Origin of the sequence: Rathayibacter sp. AY2B5, from assembly GCF_002931645.1 — a bacterium.
Classification (GTDB): domain Bacteria; phylum Actinomycetota; class Actinomycetes; order Actinomycetales; family Microbacteriaceae; genus Rathayibacter.
Genome location: NZ_PSUE01000002.1, coordinates 1 through 24,434 on the forward strand (window position 1 = coordinate 1; position 24,434 = coordinate 24,434).

Here is a 24,434-nt window from a genome sequence, read left to right on the forward strand (position 1 = left end):
CGGCCGCGCGCGGCTTCGCGCTGACCGCGATCATCACCGGGTTCGCCGGCATCGCCGTCTCGCTGATCTACCTGGCGGTCTTCCTCGTCTTCGTCGTGGTCGCCCTCGCCGCCGGCACCTCCGGCTACTGAGCCGGCGCGGGCCGCTCGACGCGCTCCGCGAGCAGCGCGCGGTGGCGCCCGGCGATCCGCGTCAGGATCAGCACCGCGCTGCCGGTGCCGGAGAGGCCCAGCCGCTTGCGGAAGCGGGCGGGGTCGACGTCCACCCCGCGCTTCTTGATCTCGAGCACGCCGATGCCGCGGGTGCGCAGCTCTTTCGCCAGCGTGCGCTCGTCCAGCGGCAGCTCGGCGAGGACCCGGAAGCTGCGGAGGAAGGGCGAGGCGGCCGCATCGTCGCCCGTCAGATAGGCGATGCCGGGCGAGAGCATCCGCGAGCCGCTGGAGCGCGCGAGCTCGCCCAGGAGGCGCGCGCGGATCGCGGAACCGTCCGGCTCGTGCACGAACGCGCCGAGGGGGCCGACCTCCTCGTCCTCGCTGTCGCCCGCCGCGGTGAGCTCGGAGGAGCCGGTCGCGCCGAGCAGCAGAGCGGAGCGGCGCACGCCCGGGCGCGCCAGAGAACCGAACCAGATCCCGGTCTCGACCAGCTCCCCGTCGACCGAGACCCACTGCGCCTCGGCGTCCCGCGGCAGGCGCTCGCGGTCGAAGCCGGGACCCACCTTCACGCCCACGGGACGGTGCTCGGCCAGGCCGAACGCGAAGTCGAGGGAGGGGGAGTAGTCGTCCGGATCGTCGAGCCGGCGGGTTTCGCGGTGGCCGGCCGTGCGGCGTGCCGGGTCCAGGTAGACGGCGTCGAAGCCGTCGAGGTCGAAGGCCTCGGCCGTCGAGTGCACGGCGCTCGCCGCGGGGAACGGGGCGAGGTTGAAGCTGGCCAGGGTCGCGGTGACCTCGTCGGCCTCGACGGCGGTGACCGCCAGGTCGATCGCGGCCATCGCGAGGGCGTCGCCGCCGATCCCGCTGCCGAGGTCGGCGACGCGCGCCGCTCCCGCCGCGGCGAACCGGCCGGCGTGCAGGGCGGCGACACGCAGCCGCGTCGCCTGCTCGAGTCCCGCGTCCGTGAAGAGCATCGAGCGGGCGAACTCTCCGAACTTCGCCTCCGCCTTCTGCCGGAGCCTCGCTTGGGTGAGCACCGCGGCGACGAGGACGGGGGAGTGGCCGGCGGCCCGGAGGCGTGCCACGGCCCGCACCAGGTCCTCGGACCGGTAGCCGTCGAGGGAGTCGAGGAGCCGGAGGCCCTCGGGGGAGAGGAGCTCGACCAGCTCGTCGCGTCGCATCCGGCCATGGTAGGCCACGGCCTCCCGGCGGGTCCGCCGCTCCGCTTGGCACTCTGATTGCACGAGTGCCAGCGGAGCCCCTACGATGGATCTAGCACTCTCGGAGCGTGTGTGCCAGAACCGCGTTCCGCCCACATCGTCGTCAAGAAAGAGGTCAACCGTGTCGGTGTCCATCAAGCCGCTCGAAGATCGCATCGTCATCAAGCAGGTCGAGGCGGAGCAGGTGACCGCTTCCGGTCTCGTCATCCCCGATACCGCCAAGGAGAAGCCGCAGGAGGGCGAGGTCGTCGCCGTCGGACCCGGTCGCATCGACGACAACGGCAACCGCGTGCCGCTCGACGTCGCCGTCGGCGACAAGGTGATCTACTCCAAGTACGGCGGAACCGAGGTCAAGTTCGGTGGCGAGGACCTGCTGGTCCTCTCCGCTCGCGACGTCCTCGCGGTCGTCGTCCGCTAGGCAGCATCCCTCGGAAGGGCCCGTCGACCTCGGTCGGCGGGCCCTTCCGTCGTTCCCGGTCCTCCTCGCGACCAGTGGCCTGATCCGCCCGCTGCGGGGCCGTCCTCCCACCCCGCGCCTGCGTAGCATCGGGGGAGTGACCAGCTCCCGCACCCCTGCCGAGGCCGTCTCGCCGTCCCCTTCGGACGTGCCCGTCGGCGAAGGAGTGGAGGCGCTCGGAGCGGCGGGACGCCCGGGCGGGATGTCCGGCACGGGGCTGCTGTTCGCGTTCTCGGCCTACCTGCTCTGGGGTGCGATGCCCCTCTACTTCATCGCGATGGCGCCGGCCTCGCCGTTCGAGATCGTCGCGTTCCGGGTGCTCTTCTCGCTCGTCTTCTGCGTGATCCTGCTCACGGTCCTCCGCGGCTGGCGCTCCTTCGGCGCGCTGCTGCGCCGCCCCCGCCTGCTCGGCGTGATGGCGATCGCGGGCGTGCTCATCTACGTCAACTGGCAGGTCTACGTGATCGCCACGACCACGGGCCATGTCATCGAGGCGGCCCTGGGCTACTTCATGAACCCGCTGGTCACGGTGCTGCTGGGCGTCCTGGTGCTGCGCGAGCGCCTCCGGCCCCTGCAGTGGGCCGCGATGGGCGTCAGCGCGGTCGCGGTGCTGGTCATCGCGGTGGGCTACGGATCCTTCCCGTGGATCTCGCTCGCCCTCGCCTTCTCGTTCGGCCTCTACGGCCTGGTGAAGAGCCGCGTCGGCGGCACGGTGGACGCGGTCGGCGGGCTGACGCTCGAGACGCTCTGGCTGACGCCGCTCGCCGTGGTGCAGCTGGCGGTCGTCGGCTCCACGGTGGGGCTGACCCTGACGACGGAGGGGACGGGGCACGCCCTCATCCTCGCCTCGGCCGGGATCGTCACGGCCGTCCCGCTGCTCCTGTTCGCGGGCGCCGCCCGGCGCCTCCCGCTGTCGATCGTCGGCTTCGTGCAGTACCTGACGCCGTTCCTGCAGTTCCTCGTCGGGGCCTTCGTCCTGCACGAGGAGATGCCGCTCGAGCGCTGGATCGGCTTCGCGCTGGTGTGGGCCGCCCTGGCGATCTTCTCAGGCGACCTCGTCGCCGCGGAGCGCAGACGGCGCCGATCCTCCGTCTGATCTGCGGAACGCGTCGTCCTGGCGCGGCGCGACAGCGGAATGGTAACGATCCGGTCGCGAAACGTATTGGTAACACCCCTGTATTGTTCACGGCTGCTTCGAAGGTTAGGTTGGCCGAGCGGTTGCCACCGGCGCCGCTCCCACTGACACACACCTCTCAAGGAGCAACATGGGCGTTTACGCGAAGGCCGGCTCGGCCCGCGCGCGGTCCCTCCGGGCAACCCTCGGCGGCGTCGCCATTCTGGGCGCCAGCGCTCTCGTCCTCGCCGGCTGCGCCGGCGGCGGCGACAGCGGATCGAGCGGCGACAGCGGCTCGGGCGACCTGTCCCTCAAGATCGGCACGATCCTCCCGCAGACCGGCACCCTCGCCGTCCTCGGCCCGCCCGAGATCGCGGGCGTCGACCAGGCGGTCGTCGACATCAACGACGCCAAGGCCGGCATCACGATCGACGTGGAGCAGAAGGACTCGGGCGACACCACGACCGACATCGCGACGCAGTCGGCCACGTCCCTCATCGCCGACAACGTCTCCGCCATCATCGGCGCGGCGTCCTCGGGCGTCTCGAAGACCTTCATCGACCAGGTGACCCAGGCGGGCGTCGTCCAGATCTCGCCGGCCAACACCTCGCCGGACTTCACGACCTACGACGACGACGGCTACTACTGGCGCACCGCTCCCTCGGACGTGCTCCAGGGCCGAATCCTCGGCAACAAGATCCTCGGCGACGGCAAGACCAACGTCTCGATCCTGTACATGAACGACGCGTACGGCACCGGCCTCGAGAAGAACATCAAGGAGACCCTCGAGGCGGGCGGAGCATCCGTCGCGGCCGAGGAGATCTTCGAGCCGGCCTCGACCGACTTCAACTCGGCGCTGACCTCGGTCCTCGCCCCGAACCCCGACGCGCTGGTCGTCATCTCGTTCGACGAGATCAAGACCATCGCGGAGCAGCTCTCGGCCAAGGGCTTCGACTTCTCGAAGCTCTACGGCACGGACGGCAACTACGGCGTCATCGGCGAGTCCGACACCAACGTCGACATCGCCGGCGCCCAGTTCACCAACCCGGGCGTCCAGGCGTCCGAGGACTTCCAGGGCAAGCTGCAGTCGCTCGTCGAGTCGCAGGGCAACGACGCGCTGACCGTGTTCAGCTACGCGCCGGAGTCGTACGACGCCACGGTCCTGACCGCTCTCGCCGCGCTCCAGGGCAAGGCGACGGACGGTGCGACCATCCGCGACAACCTCATGTCGGTCTCGGAGGGCGGCACCAAGTGCACGACCTTCGCCGACTGCGCGAAGCTCATCGCCGACGGCGAGGACGTCGACTACGACGGCCTCTCCGGCCCGATCTCGTTCGACGAGAACGGCGACACCAGCGAGGCCTCGGTCTCGATCTACAAGTACGGCACGGGCAACACCACCTCCTTCGAGGAGACCGTCGAGGGTTCGCTGAACTGACGACGCGGTGACGCGGCTCCTGCCGCATCCCTGAGGGGCTCGGTCTTCGGACCGGGCCCCTCCGCCGTTCCCGGAGCGGAGAGCAGGAGACGCGCCGGTCGTGCGGACGCAGCGAGGCGCGGCGGTCGTCCGGGAGGGTGGCCGCTGTCGGGTGCGGGCGGACGGCTCCGCGGCGTCCAGGGCCCGGCGTGGCGTCGAGGAGCCACCCGGGAGGAGGAGCGGCTCTGACGGCCTGTACGCGCCTCCGAGCGCCTCTCCCGGCCTCGAGGGGGCGCCCTGCCGAACCGCGGGCGGGAGCGACGACGTCGAGCGGGAACGCAGAAGCGCGCGCCCTCCAGTGGGAGGACGCGCGCTCGTGGAGTGCGGAGGGCCTAGGAGGCGCGGAGCAGCTCCGCCTCCTGCGCCAGGCGGTACGTGACGAAGGAACGGCTGTAGCTGCGGCGCTTGCCGCCGGTGGTCTCGGCGATGACGACCTGGGCGTAGACGCCGACGACGCGCCAGCGCTCGTAGTCGCCGATCGCACCGGTGCCGAAGCCGGCTCCGAGTTCCACAGGGGCGGGGGTGTATCTCTTCATGGTCGGCTCCTTCGAGGCGGACGACGCGGCGCTCGAGGCGCTGCGGGGAGGGGAGGAGATCGGCGGCCGATCGCGGTCCCTACCGGGGGAGAGGGGAGCGGGACGTCCCCCTGCAGGGCTGTCCCGTGTACCCAAAACTACGGCAGGCAGGGCGATATCCTGTCCCCCTCGTGGGTGTCGCTGGTGCGGAGAGACTCTCGCTGTCCTGCCCTCGTCCCGCGGACAGGAGACCGAGAGTCCGGCCCGCCGTTCCGCCGACTTCCCGGGGGTTCGGCGGGCCTCGCGGAGAGACCGGTGAAGGCCTGTCCGCGCCGGGAGAGCGGCCCCCCGCCTCCCTTCTGCGGCACCCCTTGCCGGCGCGTGAACGGGCACTGCGACAGCTTTCCCGCCCTGCTCCGAGTGGTCTCCGAGCTGCACGGCGCCCTGGGCGAGCGGCCCCGCCTCCGCCCCGGAGCCGCACCGGCCCCTCGGCCCCGCTCGCGCCCGCTCCGCGCCCCGGCAACGACGAAGGGCCCGCCGTCCGGAGACGACGGGCCCTTCGCAGCGGGGGTCAGCCGCCGACGGTCGGGGTGCTCGTGGTGACCTCGTTGGTCGTCGCGAGCGTGCCCAGGTAGAGCTCGATGACCTTCGGATCGTTCATCAGCTCCCGGCCCGCGCCCTCGTAGGCGTCGCGGCCCTGGTCGAGGACGTAGCCGCGGTCGCAGATCTGCAGCGCCCGCCGCGCGTTCTGCTCGACGATCATGATCGAGACGCCCGCGCGGTTGATCCGCTGCACGTTGACGAAGGTCTCGTCCTGCCGCATCGGGGACAGGCCGGCGCTGGGCTCGTCGAGCAGCAGCATCGACGGGTCCATCATCAGAGCCCGCGACATCGCCACCATCTGGCGCTCACCGCCCGAGAGCGACCCCGAGCGCTGCTTGAGCCGCTTGCTGAGCTCCGGGAAGAGCTCGGTGACGAACTCGAGCCGCTCCTTGTACAGCTTCGGCTTCTGGTACATGCCCATCTCGAGGTTCTCCTCGATGGTGAGCGACGGGAAGACGTTGTTGTTCTGCGGCACGAAGCCCACGCCCTTGGACACCAGCTTGTCGGCCTTGAGGCCGGTGATGTCCTCGCCGTTCAGCAGGACGGTGCCCTGGCGGATGTTGACCAGGCCGAACATCGCCTTCAGCAGCGTCGACTTGCCGGCGCCGTTCGGGCCGATGATCCCGACGAGCTCGCCGCGCTTCACGTAGACGTTCGAGCCGTTGAGGATGTTGACCCCCGGCACGTAGCCCGCGTGCAGATCGTGCGTCTCGAGGGTGTTCGGAGTCGTCGTGTCGGCGGTCATCTCTCGTCCTTCTCGAATTCGACGGCCGGGGCGTCGGTCGTCGGGGCGACGCTCGTCGGCGCGGAGGCCGACGGGGACGCCGTTCCGGCGGCCGGAGCGTCGTGGCCGGGCGTCGGGACGCCGGCCTGCTCCGCCTGCCGCTCCACGTCCTCGCGGACGAGGTCGGAGTCCATCTCCTCGGCGATCTCGAGCTGGCCCTCGATCGTGCCCAGGTCGGTGTCGTGGTGCGCGCCCAGGTACGCGTCGATGACGGCCGGGTCGTTCATCACGGTCGAGGGCGGGCCCTCGGCGACGACCTTGCCCTCGGCCATCACGATCACCCAGTCGGCGATCGTGTTGACCATGTGCATGTCGTGCTCGACGAAGAGCACGGTCATGCCCTCGTCCTTCAGGTTCACGATGTGACCCAGGAGCGACTGCGTCAGCGCCGGGTTCACCCCGGCCATCGGCTCGTCGAGCATGACGAGCTCGGGCTCCGACATCAGCGCCCGCGCCATCTCGAGCAGCTTCTTCTGGCCGCCCGACAGGCTCGACGCGTAGTCGTCCCGCTTGGTGTCCAGCTTGAACTTCTCGAGCAGGCGGATCGCGCGCTGCTCGATCGAGTCCTCCTCCTTCGACCACAGCGGGCGGATGAGCGAGGTGAAGATGTTCTCGCCCTTCTGCCCCTTCGCGCCGAGCAGCATGTTCTCGAGCACCGTCATGCCGCCGAGCGCCTTGGTGAGCTGGAACGTGCGCACCATGCCCATCCGCGACACCCGGTAGGCCGGGACGTTGGCGAGGTTCTTGCCCTTGAAGTTCCACTTGCCGGTGTTGGGCTTGTCGAAGCCCGTCAGCAGGTTGAAGAACGTGGTCTTTCCGGCCCCGTTCGGGCCGATCAGGGCGGTGATGGATCCGCGGGGGATCTCGAGGTGCTCGACGTCGACCGCGGTCAGGCCGCCGAAGCGGCGGCTGACGTTGTCGGCGACGACGATGGGGTCCTTCTTCCTGACCCCGGGGACGATTGCTTCCTCGGTGATGTCCGAGACCGGCGTCTTAGGCAAAGTGCAGATCCTTCTTCTTGCCGAAGATCCCCTGGGGTCTGAAGATCACCAGGAGCATGAGGGCTACCCCCACCACGATGAACCGGATGGGTCCGGTCTGCACGGTGGTGAGGCGGATGAGGTCGTTGTTGAGGACCCCGGTGTCGATCCCGAGCGTGAGCAGTCCGTCGGTCAGACCGAGGACGACCCAGAAGATGATCGAGCCGACGACGGGTCCGAAGACCGTCGCGGCGCCGCCCAGCAGCATGATCGTGTAGAGGAAGAACGTGAGCTGGGTGCCGTAGTTGTCGGGCTGGAGCGAGCGGGGGAGGATGAACAGCGCTCCTGCGAGGCCTCCGAGCACGCCGCCCAGGATGAGCGCCTGGATCTTGTACGAGAAGACGTTCTTGCCGAGCGAGCGCACGGCGTCCTCGTCCTCGCGGATGCCCTTGATGACGCGGCCCCAGGGGCTGCGCATCAGGAGGAACACCAGGAGGCAGGCCAGGAGCACGAGGCCCCAGCCGACGATCCGCACCCACCACTGGTCCTGGCTGTAGGTGAGGACGCCGATGCCCCAGCGGCCCTCGGGGAGCGGGTTGAGGTCGTTGAACGCCTTCGCCGCGCCGTTGATGCCCTCCGAGCCGCCGGTAATCGCCGAGAACTCGGGGGTCTTGACCGAGAGCCGGATGATCTCCGCCGCCGCGATCGTGACGATCGAGAGGTAGTCGGCCCGCAGCCGCAGCGTCGGGATGCCCAGGATGAGCGCGAAGACGGTCGCCGCGACGATCGTCGCGAGGAAGGAGCCCCAGACGGGCCATTCGAACTTGACCGAGGTGATGGCGAAGGCGTAGCCGCCTACTGCCATGAAGCCGGCCTGTCCGAAGTTGAGCAGCCCCGTGAATCCGAAGTGGATGACCAGGCCGATGGTCGCCAGCGCGTACGCGGCGACAGTGGGATCGACGATCTGCCCGATCGCCAGCCAGATGAAGTTGAGGTTCATGGTGTCCTAGCCGATCCGTTCCTTGCGGCCCAGGATTCCCTGCGGCCTGACCAGGAGGATGATGATCATGAGAACGAGCGGAGCCACGTACTTGAGGTTCTCCGGGATCCAGATCGTCGAGATGTTCATCATCAGTCCGATGATGAGCGAGCCGACCAGCGCGCCGTAGGCGGAGCCGAGTCCGCCGAGCGTGATCGCCGCGAAGATCAGCAGCAGGATCGACGCTCCCGTGTCCCAGCGCAGCGACTGGTAGTAGCCGATGTAGACGCCCGCCAGCGCGGCGAGAGCGCCCGACATCACCCAGACGACGCGGATGACGCGCTCGACGTTGATGCCCGAGGCGGAGGCGAGGGCCCGATTGTCCGAGACCGCCCGCATCGCCTTGCCGATCTTCGTCTTCGTGAGGACGTAGGCCACGGCGACGATGCAGACGACGCCGACGACGGCGCCGACGATGTCGGTGAACTTCAGGCTGATCCCGAGCTCCGGCACCGTGAAGAACGGAGCGGTGCTGTTGGGGAGCGAGAGGCGGTCGGCTCCGAAGAAGAAGACGAACACGTAGCGCAGGGCCAGCGAGAGGCCGATCGTCACGATCATCAGCGGGATGAGCTGGATGCCCTTCTTCCGCAGCGGCTTCCAGAGCAGTCCGTCCTGGACGAAGCCGAAGGCCCCGCCGAGGATCACCGCGATCGGGATGGCCAGCAGCGCCGGGAGTCCGAAGACCCCGGAGAAGAGGTACGCCATCAGCGCGCCGAAGGTGACCAGCTCGCCGTGGGCGAAGTTGTTCAGGCCGGTCACGCCGTAGATCAGCGAGGCGCCGATCGCCGCGAGGGCGATCAGGAGCCCGAAGATCAGGCCGGTGACGACCTTCGGCCAGAAGATGATCCAGAACGTGTCGGCCGACACCGGCTGGTTCACCGCATTGGACGTGCCGTCGGGGTTCGGCGCGTCGTTGCCGGTCGTGCCCTCGGTCGCGGGGCTCGTCGGAGCCGCGGAGTCCGTCGGGACCGGGACGGTCGCTCCGGAGCCCTTCGGGTTGGCCGTCGAGACGATGAAGTTGACGATCTGGTTCTGCGAGGCGACGATCTTCACCTGCTTCGGGTTCTGACCTGCGGCGGGGTAGCCCTTGTCGGCGGGCAGGGACTCCTCGTCGACGGTCACCGTGTAGGTGCCCGCGGCGTCGAGGGGGAACGTGGCCCGGCCGTCCTCGCCGGTGGTCACGGTCGCGGAGGCGTCGCCGCCGATCTCGACGGTCACCCCCGTCAGGTTCTCGTTCGTCCCCTGCACGCGGACCCAGGCGATGATCGACTGGTCGGCGGTGGTGGCGGCGAGTGCGGCGGGGGCCGCCGCGGCGATCCCGGTGAGGGTCGCGGCGAGCAGACCCAGGGCCAGGAGCCGGTCTCGGAGCCTCGGGCGTCTCCTATCCACGGGGCGCCTCCCGGTCCGTCGGATGCAGGGTCGTCGAGCGCTGGCGGCGCATCGAACGGCTGGCTGTGAGCAAGACGTCTACCTCTCGTCAGGGTGCACAGACGGATGGGGTCTCCGGGCACGCCCGAATCGCCGTCGTCAAACAACGTTGGTTGACCATACGTTCCGCATATGTCGGCGGTGTTTCACCGTCCGCACTTACGCGTGACGACATTATGAGGGAGAGGAGAGCGCTCCAGCGCCCATCCGCGGCCCGGCGGCCGCGCCGTCGAGGAATACCGCGAGCCTCACGGCGCTTAAGATCGAACAACCGTGGCGCTCGTGAGCGGACTCCTCCCGTCCTCTCCGGGCTCCCGCACTCGACCTGCTAAGGGGCATTGATGGACCAGCCGGATCCCTTCGGATTCCTCGGACTCACCTACGACGACGTCATGCTCCTCCCGGGGCACACCGACGTCATCCCGAGCGAGGCCGACACGGCCTCCCGTCTCACCAAGCGCATCAGCGTGGCGACCCCGCTGCTCTCCGCGGCGATGGACACCGTCACCGAGGCGCGCATGGCGATCGCGATGGCCCGCCAGGGCGGCCTCGGCGTCCTGCACCGCAACCTCTCCATCGCCGACCAGGCCGACCAGGTCGACCGGGTGAAGCGGAGCGAGTCGGGCATGGTCTCGAACCCCGTCACCACCACCCCGGACGCCACCGTCGCCCAGGTCGACGACCTCTGCGGCCAGTACCGGATCAGCGGCCTCCCCGTCGTCGACTCCACCGGCGTGCTCGTGGGCATCATCACCAACCGCGACATGCGCTTCGTCTCGCCGTTCGAGAAGGCGACCACGCTCGTCCGCGACGTGATGACCAGCACCGGCCTGATCACGGGCCGCGTCGGGATCCCCGACAGCGAGGTCATCGCCCTCTTCGCGCAGCACAAGATCGAGAAGCTGCCGCTGGTCGACGCACAGGGCAAGCTCGCCGGCCTCATAACGGTCAAGGACTTCGACAAGTCGGAGCAGTACCCCAACGCCACGAAGGACGACGAGGGCCGCCTGCGGGTCGGCGCCGCGATCGGCTTCTTCGGCGACGCCTGGCAGCGCGCCACCGCCCTGCTCGACGCGGGCGTCGACGTGATCGTCGTCGACACCGCCAACGGCGACTCCGCCGGCGTGCTCGACATCATCCGCCGCCTGAAGTCCGACTCCGCCTTCGCCGGCGTCGACGTCATCGGCGGCAACGTCGCGACCCGCTCCGGGGCGCAGGCCCTCGTCGACGCGGGCGCCGACGCCATCAAGGTCGGCGTCGGCCCCGGCTCGATCTGCACCACCCGCGTCGTCGCCGGCGTCGGAGTCCCGCAGGTCACCGCGGTCTACGAGGCGTCCCTCGCCGCGCGCGAGTCCGGCGTGCCGGTGATCGCCGACGGCGGCCTCCAGTACTCCGGCGACATCGCCAAGGCGCTCGTCGCCGGCGCCGACACCGTGATGCTCGGCTCGCTCCTCGCGGGCTGCGAGGAGAGCCCCGGCGACCTCGTGTTCCAGAACGGCAAGCAGTTCAAGACCTACCGCGGGATGGGCTCCCTCGGCGCCCTGCAGACCCGCGGCGAGCGGACCTCCTACTCGAAGGACCGCTACTTCCAGTCCGACGTGCCCACCGACGACAAGCTGATCGCCGAGGGCATCGAGGGCCAGGTGCCGTACCGCGGCCCGCTCGCGAACGTGGCGTACCAGCTCGCCGGCGGGCTCCGCCAGTCGATGTTCTACGTCGGAGCGCGCACCATCCCCGAGCTGAAGGAGCGCGGGAAGTTCGTGCGCATCACGGCGGCCGGGCTGAAGGAGTCGCACCCGCACGATGTGCAGATGGTGGTGGAGGCGCCGAACTACCGGCGCTGAGGGGTCTGGTGGGGGCCGGCGGCGGATCGGGATCGCGGCCCCTCTGCCCGATGGGCCTGCGGCCCATACGCCCACCACGCCGGAGGGGCCGCGATCCCGATCCGCCGCCTCCCTCCGGGAGACGAGCACCGATTCTCGGCTGAGGGGCGGGGGACGCAGCGCGAGCGGCGCGGGGCGCCGCCGCGACTGCGGGGGGAGGCTTCCGCCTGTGCCGACGGGGGAGTGGTCGTGCGCCGCGCGCGAGCGCGACGGAGTGGGGACGGGCTTCCCGCGTTGCAGCGAATCGTGGTGGCGGCCGCGCTGGCTCCACCTGCTGGTGGTGTGCGCCCGCTCGCGTCGATCGCGGCCTGGTGCGGAGCCCGGTGGGAGCGGTGACCGACGATCGTTCCGCCGGATCGTCGAGGCGCGGGCGTACGCCTCTGCGGAAAGTGGCCACTCGCCCGGGCCGATCGCGGGCAAGCGATCAGGGCGTCCCGTGCAAGGTGGGAGAGATGACCGGCTATCCGCTTTCCAGCGGATCGGCGTAGCGCGGACGCGACCCGCTTTGCGGAACGCGACCGCCCGCTCGGGCCGACCTCGGGCGAGCGGAGCGAGGAGCGAGCCACGGCTGACACCGCTCAGCGGTAGCCGGCGGTCCGCGTGCGAGCGGATCGGCGTAGCGCGGACGCGGGACGCTCTGCGGAACGGGACCGACCGCTCGGGCCGACCGCGGGCGAGCGACGAGCGGCGAGCGGAGCGAGGAGCGAGCCACGGCTGACACCGCTCAGCGGTAACCGGCGATCCGCGTGCGAGCGGATCGGCGTAGCGCGGACGCGGGACGCTCTGCGGAACGCGACCGCCCGCTCGGGCCGACCGCGGGCGAGCGACGAGCGGAGCGAGGAGCGAGCCACAGTAAACTCTGCGTCATGGAGATCGAGATCGGGCGCGCCAAGCGCGCCCGCCGCGCGTACGCCTTCGACGACATCGCCGTCGTCCCGAGCCGCCGGACGCGCGACCCCGAGGTCGTGTCGGTGAAGTGGTCGATCGACGCGTACCAGTTCGCGACGCCGATCCTCGCCGCGCCGATGGACTCGGTGGTGTCGCCGGCGACGGCGATCCGGCTCGGGCATCTGGGGGCGCTGGGCGTCCTCGACCTCGAGGGTCTGTGGACGCGGTACGAGGACCCGGAGCCGCTGCTCGAGGAGATCCGCCGGCTTCCGGCCGAGACCGCGACGCAGCGGATGCAGGAGATCTACTCCGCTCCGATCCGCCCCGAGCTGGTGACCGCGCGCCTGGCCGAGATCCGCGCCGCGGGCGTGACCGTCGCCGGGGCCCTGTCGCCCCAGCGGACCGCGGAGCTGTACCAGACCGTCGTCGACGCCGGGGTCGACGTGTTCGTCATCCGCGGCACGACCGTCTCGGCCGAGCACGTCTCGCGCGATACCGAGCCGCTGAACCTCAAGAAGTTCATCTACGAGCTCGATGTGCCCGTCATCGTCGGCGGCGCCTCCACCTACACCGCGGCCCTGCACCTCATGCGCACGGGCGCCGCGGGCGTCCTCGTCGGGTTCGGCGGCGGTGCCGCCTCCACCACTCGCACGACGCTCGGCATCCAGGCTCCGATGGCGACCGCGGTCGCCGATGTCGCCGGCGCTCGCCGCGACTACCTCGACGAGTCGGGCGGACGCTACGTGCACGTCATCGCGGACGGCGGCCTCGGCACCTCCGGCGACATCGTGAAGGCCGTCGCGGTGGGCGCGGACGCCGTGATGCTCGGCTCGGCGCTGGCGCGCGCGACCGACGCTCCCGGCGGTGGCTGGCACTGGGGCGCGGAGGCGCACCACCCGCAGCTGCCGCGCGGCCGCCGCGTCGAGGTCGGCACCGTCGGCACCCTCGAGCAGGTCCTCTACGGCCCGGCCACCGGCGCCGACGGCACGGCGAACCTCATCGGCGCCCTGCGCCGCTCGATGGCGACGACCGGCTACTCCGACCTCAAGGAGTTCCAGCGGGTCGAGGTCGTCGTCGCGCCGTACCAGCCCAGCTGACGCTCACCGACCGAGGCGATCCTGACCGTCGAGGCCGCCGCGAACAGCGGGCTCCCTCGACGGCCCGGGGGTCCCTGGACGCGGCGGACGCCGGCGCGGGTCGGCCGGACGGGCTGGCGTCGTAGGCCTCGCGCCAGCCCGGCGGACGACACTGCGGACCCGCGCGCGCGGATCCGGTCTTCCCGGCGCTTCTGGGCGAGAAGCACGTGCTCGGGCGAGCGGCCCCAGAGGAACGCCGGGTCGGTTCGGATCGACGGCGGTCTGCGCGAGATCCGAGACGGCGAGTCCGTCGATCAGTGCGGGTGAGGGCGGACGAGCGCTCCGCGACGCCGTTCCACGTCCGGCTGCCCGGGTCCGTCGCCCCTCGACATGCACGGTCTCCGCGAGCGGCTCGACCAAGAGGAGTCCCGGACCGCCGCCGCCGACTCGCGGAGGACGAAGGGCGCGCTCCAGGTCGCGGCCACGGCGTCGATCCGCGCCCGCTGCCGCTCGTCCGCGGAGGCCCCCGCCCACTCGCCGGTCCGCGCGTACCGCGGCGCAGCCGCACGGACTCGTCCGACCGGCGGCACGCCCCGTCTCGATAGATCCCCACTGCACGCTTCCGCCCCCCTTCCCTCCCTCCGCTCCCTCTGTGGAGACTCCCCCCACCCCCTGTGGGCAGCGAGGGACGCAGGACCGCCAAGCCCGCCGGGAACCGCGGGATCCCTCGACGGGTCGGGGTTCCCTCGGCAGGAGGGCTCCGCACGCGCCTAAGCTGGAAGTCCCGAGTGGGAGCGCCGCACGGCGCGGAGGGAGCACGCATGGTCGAGGTCCGCAGGGTCAAACTGCCCGGTGTCGGCGTTCTGCACACGTTCCTGACGGCCGACGGCGGCAAGGTCGGGGTCATCGCCCACCGCTCCGGCCACAGCGACCTGATCACGTTCGCCGAGGGCGACCAGGACGGCGCCAAGGTGTCCCTCCGCCTGAGCGACGACGAGGCGCACACCCTCGCCGAGCTCCTCGGCGGCACGCAGATCACGGAGTCGCTGACCGCGCTCGATCAGATCCCGGGCCTCTCGATCGACTGGTTCACCGTCGACTACGACGACCACATCGCCGGACAGCAGCTCGGCAAGCCCGCCGACCGAGGGATCGTCGGGCTGACCGTCGTCGCCGTGGTCCGGGGCGACGCCGCCAATCCGGCGCCGGCCCCCGACTTCCGCGTCTTCCCCGGCGACACCCTCGTGGTCGCCGGCAGCCCCGAGAAGGTCGCCAAGGCGTTCGCGTTCTTCCGCACCGGCAGCTTCGCCAAGACGGTCGACGCCCCGCCCGGAGCCTGAGGATGCACCACGGCGAAGACCTCATCGTCCTCGGCGTCCTGTTCGTCGTCGCCTACGTCCTCGGCCGGCTGGGGAGGACGATCGGGCTCCCGGCCATCCCGATCTACATGGTCGTCGGGCTCCTCGCGAGCCCGAACTTCCACCTCTTCCCGCTCGACTTCGAGTCGAGCTACATCGAGCTGACCGCGGTCTTCGGGCTGATACTCCTGCTGTTCAACCTCGGCCTGGAGTTCGACCAGGACGAGTTCTTCGGGAACGCCGGCCGCCTGATCCTCTCCGGCGGCTCCTACATCGCGGTCAACATGGCCGTCGGCCTCGGCTTCGGCTTCGCGCTGGGCTGGGGGAGCCGCGAGGCGCTGATCATCGCCGGCATCACGGCGACGAGCTCGAGCGCGATCGTCACCAAGCTGCTGATCGAGCTCAAGCGCCTGGCGAACCCCGAGACGCCGATGATCCTGGGCGTCACGGTCGTCGAGGACATCTTCATCGCGGTCTACCTGGCGATCGTGTCCGTGGTGCTCTCGGGCGAGACGGAGCCGTGGCCGGTGGTGCTCAAGCTCGTCATCGCGTTCGCGTTCCTCGTGGTGATGTTCGCGATCGCCCGCTGGGGCGGGAAGGTCGTCTCCCGCTTCTTCCGCACTCGCGACGACGAGCTGTTCACGATCCTGTTCTTCGGTCTCGCCATCCTGTTCGGCGGGATCGGCGAGGTCCTCGGAGTGACGGACGCGATCGGCGCGTTCCTGATCGGACTGGTCATCGGAGCGACGCGGTTCCGGTCGAGGGTCGAGCACATCGCGATCCCGCTGCGCGACGTGTTCGGAGCCTTCTTCTTCGTCAACTTCGGTCTCGGGCTGGATCCCGGTGCGTTCCCGAGCGTCGTGGTCCCGGTGCTGATCGCCGCGGTGATGACCATCGTCCTGAACCTCGGCGCGGGGCAGTTCGTCGCGTGGCTCAACAAGCTCGGACCGCGCGCGGGCCTGAACGCGGCGTTCATCCTGCACAACCGCGGCGAGTTCGCGCTCATCCTGGCGACGCTCTCGCTCTCGGCGGGGCTCGACGAGCGGATCCAGCCCTTCGCCGGCCTCTACGTGCTGATCATGGCGATCGTCGGGCCGATCCTCGCCTCGCGCTCCGAGAGCATCGGCGCGTTCCTCTCGCGGCGGCGGCACCGCCCGGCACCCGCAGCGGCCACGGCCATGGACGAGGAGGACTTCGCGCTCGTGGAGGCGGCGATGGCCGCGCCCGCCGTCTCCGCGGAGGAGGTTCCCGCTCCTCCGAGGCGCCCCGCGGAGCCGGACGAGCTCGACGACGAGTTCCCCGATCCGATGCGCCAGGCGCTCATCGACCAGGCGATGCAGCAGTCCGACGGCGCCGACGACGCCCGGCCCCGCCGCCCGAGGGAGCCCGACTACTGATCCCACGGAGCTCCCACACTCACGGGTTAGGCTCGATCCGGCCCGCGGGACACCGCACGGATCGAGGGCGGACGAGGGACGAATGACGCAGAGCACGGTCGGGCAGGTGGCCCGGCGCCCGCGCTGGATCGCCGCGCTGGCGCTCGCACTCCTGATCGCCGGGCTCTTCGCCGCGCTCGGGCAGTGGCAGGTCGGCCGCGCGGTCGAAGCCGCCGCGCCCGACTCCGGAGTGTCGGAGACGACGCTCCCGCTCGCCGAGGTCGCGACCCCCTCCCGCTCGATCACGGCGACCGCCGACGGACAGCGCGTGGAGGGCTCGTCCGTCTTCGTGCCGGGCGGTGCCGAGATCCTCGGCGGCCGCCTGAACGGCGAGCAGCCGGGCTGGTGGGTCATCGCCCGTACCCGCACCGCCGACGCCGACCTGGTGCTCGCCTACGGCTGGACGCAGGACGAAACGCAGGCGCAGTCCGTCGCGGACGCGCTCAACAGCGGGAGCGAGCAGGCGCCCTCCTCCTTCACCGGCCGCCTCGTGGCCAACGAGGCCGCGGAGGCGCCGGCGGAGGGCCTGGACCCCGCCACCCTCACCGCGCTCTCCGTCCCCGCGCTGATCAACCGCTGGCCGGATCCGCCGCAGGACGTCTACCAGGGTTACGTCGTCGTCGACGAGCCGGTCGCCGGCCTCGGGGCCATCGACTCCCCGGCGCGCGTGAGCGACGTCTCGCTGAACTGGCTCAACGTCTTCTACGCGATCGAGTGGGTCGTCTTCGCCGGCTTCGCCCTCTACCTCTGGTTCCGCCTCGTCAAGGACGCGTGGGAGCGCGAGGCAGAGGAGGCGCTCGACGCCGAGGAGCGCGCCCGCGCCGACCTGGGCGACCGGGCCGAGGCCCCCGCCCCCGCACCGTAAACTGGTCGTCATGCCCCTCGAGCCCAAGCCCGCGCAGTTCCCTGCGATCCGAAGCGCGCTGCGCTTCTACCGGGTGACCTCGATCATCACCGGCGTGATGCTGCTCCTGCTCTGCGCGGAGATGCTCCTCAAGTACGTCTTCCACCTCGAGCTGTTCGCCTTCGGCCAGCAGGGCGTCCTGCACTTCGCCCCGATGTACGAGGTGCCCGGAGGCGAGTTCACGTCGAGCGGCACCGGCGCGAACCTGTCCACCGGCATCCTGATCGCGCACGGCTGGTTCTACGTCGTCTACCTCTTCGCCGACTTCCGCCTGTGGAGCCTCATGCGCTGGCCGTTCACGCGCTTCGTGCTCATCGCGCTCGGCGGCGTGGTGCCCACCCTCTCCTTCTTCGTCGAGTCCCGCATCGCCCGCGAGGTCGAGCAGTACCTCGAGCGCCGGACCGCCGGCACCGACCCGAAGACCCCGACCGACTCCGTGGAGGCCCCCCATTAGCGAGCAGCCCACCGCTCCCCAGCCGCACCTGGCCGCGCAGCCCGTCCTCGTCGTCGACTTCGGCGCGCAGTACGCGCAGCTGATCGCCCGCCGGGTCCGCGAGGCGAACGTCTACTCCGAGATCGTGCCCTCCAACGCCACGGCCGCCGAGATCGCCGCGAAGTCGCCCGTCGGCATCATCCTCTCGGGCGGCCCCTCCAGCGTGTACGAGGAGGGCGCCCCGCAGCTCGACCCCGCGATCTTCGACCTCGGGATCCCGGTCCTGGGCATCTGCTACGGCTTCCAGGTGATGGCGAAGACGCTCGGCGGCGAGGTCGCCAACACAGGGCTGCGCGAGTACGGAGCGACGGACGCCGCCCTCTCGACCGACGGTGGCGTGCTCCTCGGCGAGCAGCCCGCCGACCAGACGGTGTGGATGAGCCACGGCGACTCGGTCGCACAGGCGCCCGAGGGCTTCAAGGTCCTCGCCTCCACGAGCTCCACACCGGTCGCCGCCTTCGGCAACGACGAGCGCCGCCTCTACGGCGTGCAGTGGCACCCGGAGGTCAAGCACTCCGCCTTCGGCCAGGCCGTCATCGAGAACTTCCTCCACCGCGCCGCGGGCATCCCGGCCGACTGGAACTCCTCCAACGTGATCGACGACCAGGTCGCCGTGATCCGCGAGCAGGTCGGCACCGGACGCGTCATCTGCGGCCTGTCCGGCGGAGTCGACTCCGCCGTCGCCGCTGCGATCGTGCACCGTGCCATCGGCGACCAGCTCACCTGCGTCTTCGTCGACCACGGACTCCTCCGCAAGGACGAGCGCCGCCAGGTCGAGGAGGACTACGTCGCCGCGACCGGCGTCCGCCTGGTCACCGTCGACGCGCGCGAGCAGTTCCTCGACGCGCTCGCCGGCGTCAGCGACCCGGAGCAGAAGCGCAAGATCATCGGCCGCGAGTTCATCCGCACCTTCGAGGCCGCCGCCGAAGCGCTCGTGCTCGAAGCGCAGGGCGAGGGCGAGACGATCGACTTCCTCGTCCAGGGCACGCTCTACCCCGACGTCGTCGAATCCGGCGGCGGCACCGGCACCGCCAACATCAAGTCCCACCACAACGTCGGCGGACTCCCCGAGGACCTGCAGTTCGCGCTCGTCGAGCCGCTCCGCACCCTCTTCAAGGACGAGGTCCGCGCGATCGGCCGCGAGCTCGGCCTGCCCGAGGTCATCGTCGGCCGCCAGCCCTTCCCCGGACCCGGCCTCGGCATCCGCATCGTCGGCGAGGTCACCCAGGAGCGGCTCGACCTCCTCCAGGACGCCGACGCCATCGTCCGCGCCGAGCTCACCGCCGCCGGCCTCGACACCGAGATCTGGCAGTGCCCCGTCGTCCTCCTCGCCGACGTCCGCTCCGTCGGAGTCCAGGGCGACGGCCGCACCTACGGCCACCCCATCGTCCTGCGCCCCGTCTCCTCGGAAGACGCGATGACCGCCGACTGGACCCGCCTGCCCTACGACCTCCTCGCCAGAATCTCCAACCGCATCACCAACGAGGTGAGCGGCGTGAACCGGGTGGTGCTGGATGTGACGTCCAAGCCCCCCGGCACCATCGAGTGGGAATGATTCCGCGGGTCTCCGCACGGTCATCTGCGGCGTTGTCGGCGGTTGCGATACCTCCGGTATCGCGCCCTTCTCCGCCTTGCAGCTGACCGCGCGGAGACCCGCGGAACGTCAGGAACGGCTCCCTTCGAGGGGGCCGTTTCTTGTTGAGGGGAGCGGGTGCGGAACGAGCCCCTGCGGGGCCGTTCCTGGGTGCAGGTAGTGGGGAACGAGCTCCTGCGGGGCCGTTCCTGGTTGCAGGCAGTGGGAAACGAGCCCCTGCGGGGCCGTTCCCGGGTGCAGGTCGGGGAACGAGCTCAGGTGGCTGTTCAGGGAACGGGTGGCCGCGGTGCGGCCGGAGGATCGGTGAGGGGTGACCGGTGCCTGGCGAGGCGTACCGAGTGGCGGTCAGGGGAACGAGGCCGTGCGGGGACGTTGCAAAGGTTCCGCTCGAGAGGCGAGCTCCTGCCGGGTGGTCGGGGAACTCGGGTCTGCGCGGCGGTCCGGGGGCCGGGGCGCAGGCGGAAGGCGGCAGGCGCGCGAGCGCGGGTCAGGCGGGGGTGTCGAGCACGCCGATGAAGCGGGTGCCGATGCCGTCGTACTCGTCGCGGCGGTGGCCCTCGGGGTGGTGCGGCCAGGAGGCGGGGGAGTGGTCCTCGCAGACGAGGAACGTGAACTCGGGCCACCACTTCTTCGGGCGGGCGGCCTCGGAGCGGCCGCAGACGGCGCAGTCGAGGGTCACCCACACGGGACGCCTGCCGGTGCGGTTCGCGCGCGACTGGACGAGCCAGGCGGGCGGATCCTGCTCGAGGGCGGCGAGCTCCTCCTCCGACAGACGGGTGGGGATGCCGTGCCGCGTCGCCATCTCGAGGGGGATGTCGAGGCGCTGAGCGGCCTCGCGACGCGTGATCATCCGGCCACCCTAACCCAGCGCCGCGCGTGGACCCCGAGGTCGCAACGACGCGCGCGCGAGCAGCCACTCCAGCGGGCCCTGCCCCACGAGCCGCCTCCAGAGGAGAGCGGCGACGATCGAGCCGACCACGAAGACGCCGAGCAGCGTCCAGCTGCGCCACGCCTCGAAGTCGAACGGCTCGTACCGGACCAGGTACACCGCCAGCGCCACGAGCTGCAGCGAGTAGATCGTCAGCGGCATCGCACCGACGGCCGCGATCGGAGTCGCCGCCCGTGCCAGGAGCGGCAGCCGCTGCAGCAGAGCCGTCAGCGCGCCGAGGACCACGCAGGCGACCCCGCCCGCCCCGAGGAGCTCGGCGGTGGTGCTGGCGTGCGCCTCCACCGCCTCCGGACCCCCGAGCAGCAGCCCGCCGCCGTAGCCGAGCACGGCCGAGACGGCGCCGCCGACGACGACCCAGCGCTGGGTGGTCGCGGACCGGACGTCGCAGCGCGCGATCAGGAGGCCGAGCACCACGTACGCCAGCCACGACGGCACCGGGTAGTACTGGGTGAGCCAGATGAGGGGCTGCGCGGCCAGGAGCGCCTCGTCGGGCGACAGGGTCGAGAGCCAGGAGCCGCCGGCGCTCGTCAGCGCGTCGACCGCGAGGGGCCCGGCGATCGCCGCGACCGCGACCAGCACGGCGAGGACCGCCCGCGGCAGGAAGAGCAGCAGCGCCGCGACGAGGAACATCACCCCGTAGTGCGGCAGGATCACCGCGATCGGCGTCCCGAGCAGGGTGAGGGCGACGCCGATGACGAGCAGGTACAGCCCGCGGAGCAGGATCGATCCCGTGTCGTGCCAGGGCCGCGAGGAGCGCTGTGATCCGCCCGTCATCAGCCCGATCGACACTCCCGCCAGCACGGCGAAGAGGACGGAGCTGCGGCCGTTCCAGAGCATCTCGCTCTCGACCGGGGCGAGGTGGGCGGCGAACATGCCGAGGACGGCCAGGCCGCGAGCGACGTCGAGGCCGACGATCCGGGAGTCTGCGGCGCTCATCCCTCCATCGTGCCAGGCGCTCCCGGCAGTGCACCGGGAACGACGCTGGGGCCGGGAACGACGACGGGCGCCCGACCCGGAGGTCGAGCGCCCGTCGGACGTGGTGCGCCGTGCTACTCGCGGAAGATCGCGACGAGGCGCAGGATCTCCAGGTACATCCAGACGACGGTGACCAGGATGCCGTAGGCGCCGGTCCAGCCGTAGATGCGGGGGAGGCGGTTGCGCACGCCCTGCTGGATGAACTCGAAGTCCATCACGAGCGAGTACGTGGCGAGCGCGACGGCGATGAGGCCGATCACGATGCCGATGAAGCCGGTGCGGAGACCGAAGCCGCCGCCGACGCCGAAGAGGCCGAGGCCCAGGTTCACCAGCGAGAACACCGCGTAGCTGATCATGCCGATGAAGAAGATCTTGTTGAGCTTCGGCGAGGTGCGGATCTTGCCATTCATGAACAGCGCCAGGGTGACGCCGATCACGATGACGGTCGCCATGAGGGCCTGGACGACCGCTCCGGCGTACGCGCTCTCGAAGAACTTCGAGATCGCGCCGACCGCGATGCCCTGGGTCGCGGCGTAGCCGAGGATCAGGGCGGGCGACGGCTGCTTCTTGAAGGCGTTGACGATGCCCAGCACCAGCGCGACGAGCACGGCGGGGAGCATCAGGCCCGGGACGAACCAGCCGACGGCCGCACCCGCGAGGAGCACGACGAAGGCGAGGGCGGTCTTGGCGAGGGTGTCCTCGACGGTCATCCGGTCGGTCTCGACGGAGCCGGCGGCCGGACGGGAGTACATCTGGTCGAGCGTGCCGGGGGAGACGTCCGGGAGGTCCTGCACGCGGCCGGCGTAGCCGCGGTTGCTGAACTCCGGGCGTCCGAAGGCCGGATTGTTGCTTGCCATGGTTCCTCTTCTCTCAGGTGCGCTGGTCTCCGAGGGAACTCGCGGATCTGAGTCGCTGTGGGTGCGGGGTGCGCCGCGGATCCGAGAGGACTGCGACGATGGACATCACCATATCTGAGAGCACCTCTCAGAGTCTGGCTGTTCTCTTCGAGCGGACCTCGACTCCGCTGCGAGCCGCGCAGTGCCGCCCGTAGGATCGCGGCATGCCCGCGCGCCAGTCACCGCTCGTCATCGGCCACCGCGGAGCGAGCGGCTACCGACCGGAGCACACCCGCTCCGCCTACGAGCTGGCGATCGCGCTGGGCGCCGATGCGCTCGAGCCCGATCTGGTGGCGACCCGCGACGGCGTGCTCGTCCTCCGCCACGAGAACGAGATCTCCGGCACGACGGACGTCGAGAAGCGCCCGGAGTTCGCTGCGCGCCGCACCACCAAGCGGATCGACGGCCGCGAGATCACCGGCTGGTTCACCGAGGACTTCACCTGGGACGAGCTGTCGGAGCTGCGGGCCCGCGAGCGGCTGCCGGCGGTGCGCGGCTCCAGCGCCACGTTCGACGGCCAGTTCCCGCTGCTGCGCTTCAGCGAGCTGCTGGCGCTGCTGGACCGGGCGGCGGAGGACGATCCGCTCGCTCCGCCGGGGCTCGTCGCCGAGATCAAGCACGCGACGTACTTCGCCGGGATCGGGCTGCCGCTGGACGTGCTGCTGCGCGAGGAGCTCGCCGCCGCGGGCTGGGGTCCGCGCGACCCGCGGCTCACGATCGAGAGCTTCGAGAAGACCGTGCTGGAGCGGCTCGCGGTGAGCGGAGTCGGCACCCGCCGGATCTACCTGCTCGAGTCGCGCGGCGCCCCGCCCGACCTCGTGGCCGCCCACGGCGCCGACGCGGCCCCCTACTCCGCCTTCACCACGCCGGCGGGACTGCGGAACCTCGCCGGAGCCGTCGACGGGATCAGCGTCGACAAGAGCATGCTCTTCTCGCGGGACGCGGCCGGCCGGGCGACGGGGACCGGTCCGCTCGTCGGGGACGCCCACGCGGCCGGGCTCGAGGTCTACTGCTGGACGCTGCGCGCCGAGAACCGATTCCTCGAGAAGGTGCACCGCCGCGGGAAGGACCCGGCGGAGTACGGCGGCTGGCAGGAGGAGTTCGCGATGATCCTCCGCTCGGGAGTGGACGGCGTCTTCGCCGACCAGCCCGATCTGGCGATCGAGGCGCGGGCGGCCGAGCAGGAGCGTCTGCTCCGCGGCTGAACCCGGATCGTGATCGGGCGCTCCTCCGGCGCGTGCCGAGCGGACGCGGAGGCTGCGCTGGCATCATCGGCTCACCACCGCCCGCCCGACCCTCGAGAGGAGGCCCCGTGTCCACCCGAGAGCGCATCACCCGCCGCTGGATCACCACCGCCGTCCTCGCCGTGATCGGCGTCGCCGTCGTCTACTGGCTCGCCGTGCTCACCCCTCAGGGCCAGGGCGTCGAGAACTCGGGACTCCGGGGCGCCGACCTCGTCTTCGGCCGCGCCACCGGCGCCGCCGCGGGGGCGCTCGCGGACGTCACCCCGCTCTCCATGGTCGTCGGCGCCCTGCTCGTCGCGGCGATCGCGCTGATCCGGAGGCGCCCGGCGCTCGCCGTCGCCTCCGTCGGCTCGATCGTCGTCACGGCCGGGCTCACCCAGCTGCTCAAGAACGTGGTCCTCGAGCGGCCCGAGCTGGTCGACACCGACTCCTGGTACACCGGCGGCAGCTTCCCGAGTGGGCACACCGCGGCGGCCGTCTCGGTGGTCTTCGCCCTGGCGATGGTCGTCCCCGGGCGCGCGCGGACCGTCGTGCTCGCGCTGGGCGGCGCGGTCGTGGTGCTGGTCGGCAACCTGACGATGGCCGCCTCCTGGCACCGGGCGAGCGACGTCCTCGGGGCCGACCTCGTCGCGCTCGCCTCCGCCTCCGCCGCCTGCGCGTGGCTGACCACCAGGGCCCAGGTGGGCCGAGCGCCGAAGAGGCCCGCGCGGCGCGGGGTGAACCGGTTGCTCCTGGTGTGCTCGGTGATCGTGGTGCTGCTGCTCGCGGCTCTCGCCGTCCAGGGCATCCAGTACTACCCCGACGACACGAAGGACCTCACCGCCTTCGCGCTCCTGCAGCTCCTGGCGGTGTCGACGTCGGCGCTCGCCGTGCTCGGCTTCTCCCTCGCGTGGCGCGGACTGGACGTCGGTGGGGCACTCACCTCGCCCGCGCCGCGTCAGCGGACCGCCTGACCGCTCCCGGTGTCGGAGG

The 24,434-nt window shown here is 71.1% G+C and carries 21 protein-coding genes; 12 read left to right on the forward strand and 9 right to left on the reverse strand.

Features of this window, described 5'->3' with window-relative positions; translation table 11 throughout:
* Positions 1–124 precede the first annotated feature (124 nt).
* On the reverse strand, positions 125–1,330 hold the full coding sequence (locus tag C5C30_RS01605; protein ID WP_104333052.1) for an SAM-dependent methyltransferase: 1,206 nt from the start codon (positions 1,328–1,330) through the stop codon (positions 125–127).
* A 160-nt stretch (positions 1,331–1,490) separates the two neighbouring features.
* On the opposite strand from C5C30_RS01605, the gene groES reads away from it, so the two are divergent.
* The 3 genes from groES to C5C30_RS01620 all read left to right on the forward strand — a co-directional run bounded on the left by groES (position 1,491) and on the right by C5C30_RS01620 (position 4,378).
* Positions 1,491–1,787 carry a co-chaperone GroES gene (gene groES, locus C5C30_RS01610; protein ID WP_097167691.1) on the forward strand — a complete coding sequence of 99 codons (297 nt, stop codon included), beginning with the start codon at positions 1,491–1,493 and terminating at the stop codon, positions 1,785–1,787.
* A gap of 241 nt (positions 1,788–2,028) precedes the next feature.
* Positions 2,029–2,922, forward strand: a complete 894-nt coding sequence (gene rarD, locus C5C30_RS01615; protein WP_104224726.1) for an EamA family transporter RarD — start codon at positions 2,029–2,031, stop codon at positions 2,920–2,922.
* Between the two features lie 169 nt (positions 2,923–3,091).
* Complete coding sequence (locus C5C30_RS01620; RefSeq protein ID WP_104234163.1) at positions 3,092–4,378, forward strand: ABC transporter substrate-binding protein; 1,287 nt, start codon at positions 3,092–3,094, stop codon at positions 4,376–4,378.
* A 371-nt stretch (positions 4,379–4,749) separates the two neighbouring features.
* On the opposite strand, the gene C5C30_RS01625 is transcribed toward C5C30_RS01620, so the two are convergent.
* The 5 genes from C5C30_RS01625 to C5C30_RS01645 all read right to left on the reverse strand — a co-directional run bounded on the left by C5C30_RS01625 (position 4,750) and on the right by C5C30_RS01645 (position 9,727).
* The gene (locus C5C30_RS01625) at positions 4,750–4,953 is read right to left on the reverse strand and encodes a hypothetical protein (RefSeq protein ID WP_146081462.1); all 204 of its coding nucleotides are present in this window, start codon (positions 4,951–4,953) and stop codon (positions 4,750–4,752) included.
* A gap of 550 nt (positions 4,954–5,503) precedes the next feature.
* Complete coding sequence (locus tag C5C30_RS01630; RefSeq protein ID WP_104224729.1) at positions 5,504–6,280, reverse strand: ABC transporter ATP-binding protein; 777 nt, start codon at positions 6,278–6,280, stop codon at positions 5,504–5,506.
* On the reverse strand, positions 6,277–7,320 hold the full coding sequence (locus C5C30_RS01635; protein WP_104224730.1) for an ABC transporter ATP-binding protein: 1,044 nt from the start codon (positions 7,318–7,320) through the stop codon (positions 6,277–6,279). The genes C5C30_RS01630 and C5C30_RS01635 overlap by 4 nt, the downstream gene beginning before the upstream one ends.
* Entirely contained in the window at positions 7,313–8,299 is a 987-nt protein-coding gene (locus C5C30_RS01640) for a branched-chain amino acid ABC transporter permease (protein WP_104224731.1), read from the reverse strand. The genes C5C30_RS01635 and C5C30_RS01640 overlap by 8 nt, the downstream gene beginning before the upstream one ends.
* Before the next feature lie 6 nt (positions 8,300–8,305).
* Positions 8,306–9,727 carry a branched-chain amino acid ABC transporter permease gene (locus C5C30_RS01645; RefSeq protein ID WP_104333054.1) on the reverse strand — a complete coding sequence of 474 codons (1,422 nt, stop codon included), beginning with the start codon at positions 9,725–9,727 and terminating at the stop codon, positions 8,306–8,308.
* Positions 9,728–10,107: 380 nt separating this feature from the next.
* On the opposite strand from C5C30_RS01645, the gene guaB reads away from it, so the two are divergent.
* The 7 genes from guaB to guaA all read left to right on the forward strand — a co-directional run bounded on the left by guaB (position 10,108) and on the right by guaA (position 19,359).
* Positions 10,108–11,610, forward strand: coding sequence for an IMP dehydrogenase (gene guaB / locus C5C30_RS01650; protein ID WP_104224733.1), 1,503 nt, complete (start codon positions 10,108–10,110; stop codon positions 11,608–11,610).
* Positions 11,611–12,515: 905 nt separating this feature from the next.
* Positions 12,516–13,634: a GuaB3 family IMP dehydrogenase-related protein gene (locus tag C5C30_RS01655; protein ID WP_104224734.1), complete on the forward strand. Its 1,119-nt coding sequence runs from the start codon at positions 12,516–12,518 to the stop codon at positions 13,632–13,634.
* An 800-nt stretch (positions 13,635–14,434) separates the two neighbouring features.
* Entirely contained in the window at positions 14,435–14,953 is a 519-nt protein-coding gene (locus C5C30_RS01660; RefSeq protein WP_068256939.1) for a cation:proton antiporter regulatory subunit, read from the forward strand.
* 2 nt (positions 14,954–14,955) lie between these two features.
* Complete coding sequence (locus C5C30_RS01665) at positions 14,956–16,368, forward strand: cation:proton antiporter (RefSeq protein WP_104224735.1); 1,413 nt, start codon at positions 14,956–14,958, stop codon at positions 16,366–16,368.
* A gap of 82 nt (positions 16,369–16,450) precedes the next feature.
* Positions 16,451–17,272, forward strand: a complete 822-nt coding sequence (locus C5C30_RS01670; protein WP_104238461.1) for an SURF1 family cytochrome oxidase biogenesis protein — start codon at positions 16,451–16,453, stop codon at positions 17,270–17,272.
* 10 nt (positions 17,273–17,282) lie between these two features.
* Positions 17,283–17,765, forward strand: coding sequence for a DUF3817 domain-containing protein (locus C5C30_RS01675; RefSeq protein ID WP_104224737.1), 483 nt, complete (start codon positions 17,283–17,285; stop codon positions 17,763–17,765).
* A gap of 28 nt (positions 17,766–17,793) precedes the next feature.
* The gene (gene guaA, locus C5C30_RS01680) at positions 17,794–19,359 is read left to right on the forward strand and encodes a glutamine-hydrolyzing GMP synthase (protein ID WP_104297759.1); all 1,566 of its coding nucleotides are present in this window, start codon (positions 17,794–17,796) and stop codon (positions 19,357–19,359) included.
* Positions 19,360–19,885: 526 nt separating this feature from the next.
* Here the strand turns inward: guaA and C5C30_RS01685 are convergent.
* From C5C30_RS01685 to C5C30_RS01695, 3 genes are all read right to left on the reverse strand, one after another.
* On the reverse strand, positions 19,886–20,248 hold the full coding sequence (locus C5C30_RS01685) for a DUF5997 family protein (protein ID WP_104224739.1): 363 nt from the start codon (positions 20,246–20,248) through the stop codon (positions 19,886–19,888).
* A gap of 9 nt (positions 20,249–20,257) precedes the next feature.
* On the reverse strand, positions 20,258–21,283 hold the full coding sequence (locus C5C30_RS01690; RefSeq protein ID WP_104333055.1) for a DUF418 domain-containing protein: 1,026 nt from the start codon (positions 21,281–21,283) through the stop codon (positions 20,258–20,260).
* 113 nt (positions 21,284–21,396) lie between these two features.
* On the reverse strand, positions 21,397–22,179 hold the full coding sequence (locus C5C30_RS01695; RefSeq protein WP_104224741.1) for a Bax inhibitor-1/YccA family protein: 783 nt from the start codon (positions 22,177–22,179) through the stop codon (positions 21,397–21,399).
* 203 nt (positions 22,180–22,382) lie between these two features.
* On the opposite strand from C5C30_RS01695, the gene C5C30_RS01700 reads away from it, so the two are divergent.
* Both C5C30_RS01700 and C5C30_RS01705 read left to right on the forward strand, forming a co-directional pair.
* Positions 22,383–23,423, forward strand: a complete 1,041-nt coding sequence (locus C5C30_RS01700) for a glycerophosphodiester phosphodiesterase family protein (protein ID WP_104333056.1) — start codon at positions 22,383–22,385, stop codon at positions 23,421–23,423.
* Between the two features lie 107 nt (positions 23,424–23,530).
* Positions 23,531–24,415, forward strand: coding sequence for a phosphatase PAP2 family protein (locus C5C30_RS01705; RefSeq protein WP_104261606.1), 885 nt, complete (start codon positions 23,531–23,533; stop codon positions 24,413–24,415).
* Positions 24,416–24,434 lie beyond the last annotated feature (19 nt).

Coding starts and splice junctions, on each gene's coding strand:
- C5C30_RS01665 (WP_104224735.1), top strand. CDS start 14,956: ATGCACCACGGCGAAGACCTCATCGTCCTCGGCGTCCTGTTCGTCGTC.
- C5C30_RS01700 (WP_104333056.1), top strand. CDS start 22,383: ATGCCCGCGCGCCAGTCACCGCTCGTCATCGGCCACCGCGGAGCGAGC.
- C5C30_RS01630 (WP_104224729.1), bottom strand. CDS start 6,280: ATGACCGCCGACACGACGACTCCGAACACCCTCGAGACGCACGATCTG.
- C5C30_RS01670 (WP_104238461.1), top strand. CDS start 16,451: ATGACGCAGAGCACGGTCGGGCAGGTGGCCCGGCGCCCGCGCTGGATC.
- C5C30_RS01695 (WP_104224741.1), bottom strand. CDS start 22,179: ATGGCAAGCAACAATCCGGCCTTCGGACGCCCGGAGTTCAGCAACCGC.
- C5C30_RS01640 (WP_104224731.1), bottom strand. CDS start 8,299: ATGAACCTCAACTTCATCTGGCTGGCGATCGGGCAGATCGTCGATCCC.
- rarD (WP_104224726.1), top strand. CDS start 2,029: ATGTCCGGCACGGGGCTGCTGTTCGCGTTCTCGGCCTACCTGCTCTGG.
- C5C30_RS01675 (WP_104224737.1), top strand. CDS start 17,283: ATGCCCCTCGAGCCCAAGCCCGCGCAGTTCCCTGCGATCCGAAGCGCG.
- C5C30_RS01625 (WP_146081462.1), bottom strand. CDS start 4,953: ATGAAGAGATACACCCCCGCCCCTGTGGAACTCGGAGCCGGCTTCGGC.
- C5C30_RS01655 (WP_104224734.1), top strand. CDS start 12,516: ATGGAGATCGAGATCGGGCGCGCCAAGCGCGCCCGCCGCGCGTACGCC.
- C5C30_RS01620 (WP_104234163.1), top strand. CDS start 3,092: ATGGGCGTTTACGCGAAGGCCGGCTCGGCCCGCGCGCGGTCCCTCCGG.
- C5C30_RS01685 (WP_104224739.1), bottom strand. CDS start 20,248: ATGATCACGCGTCGCGAGGCCGCTCAGCGCCTCGACATCCCCCTCGAG.
- guaB (WP_104224733.1), top strand. CDS start 10,108: ATGGACCAGCCGGATCCCTTCGGATTCCTCGGACTCACCTACGACGAC.
- C5C30_RS01690 (WP_104333055.1), bottom strand. CDS start 21,283: ATGAGCGCCGCAGACTCCCGGATCGTCGGCCTCGACGTCGCTCGCGGC.
- C5C30_RS01605 (WP_104333052.1), bottom strand. CDS start 1,330: ATGCGACGCGACGAGCTGGTCGAGCTCCTCTCCCCCGAGGGCCTCCGG.
- C5C30_RS01660 (WP_068256939.1), top strand. CDS start 14,435: ATGGTCGAGGTCCGCAGGGTCAAACTGCCCGGTGTCGGCGTTCTGCAC.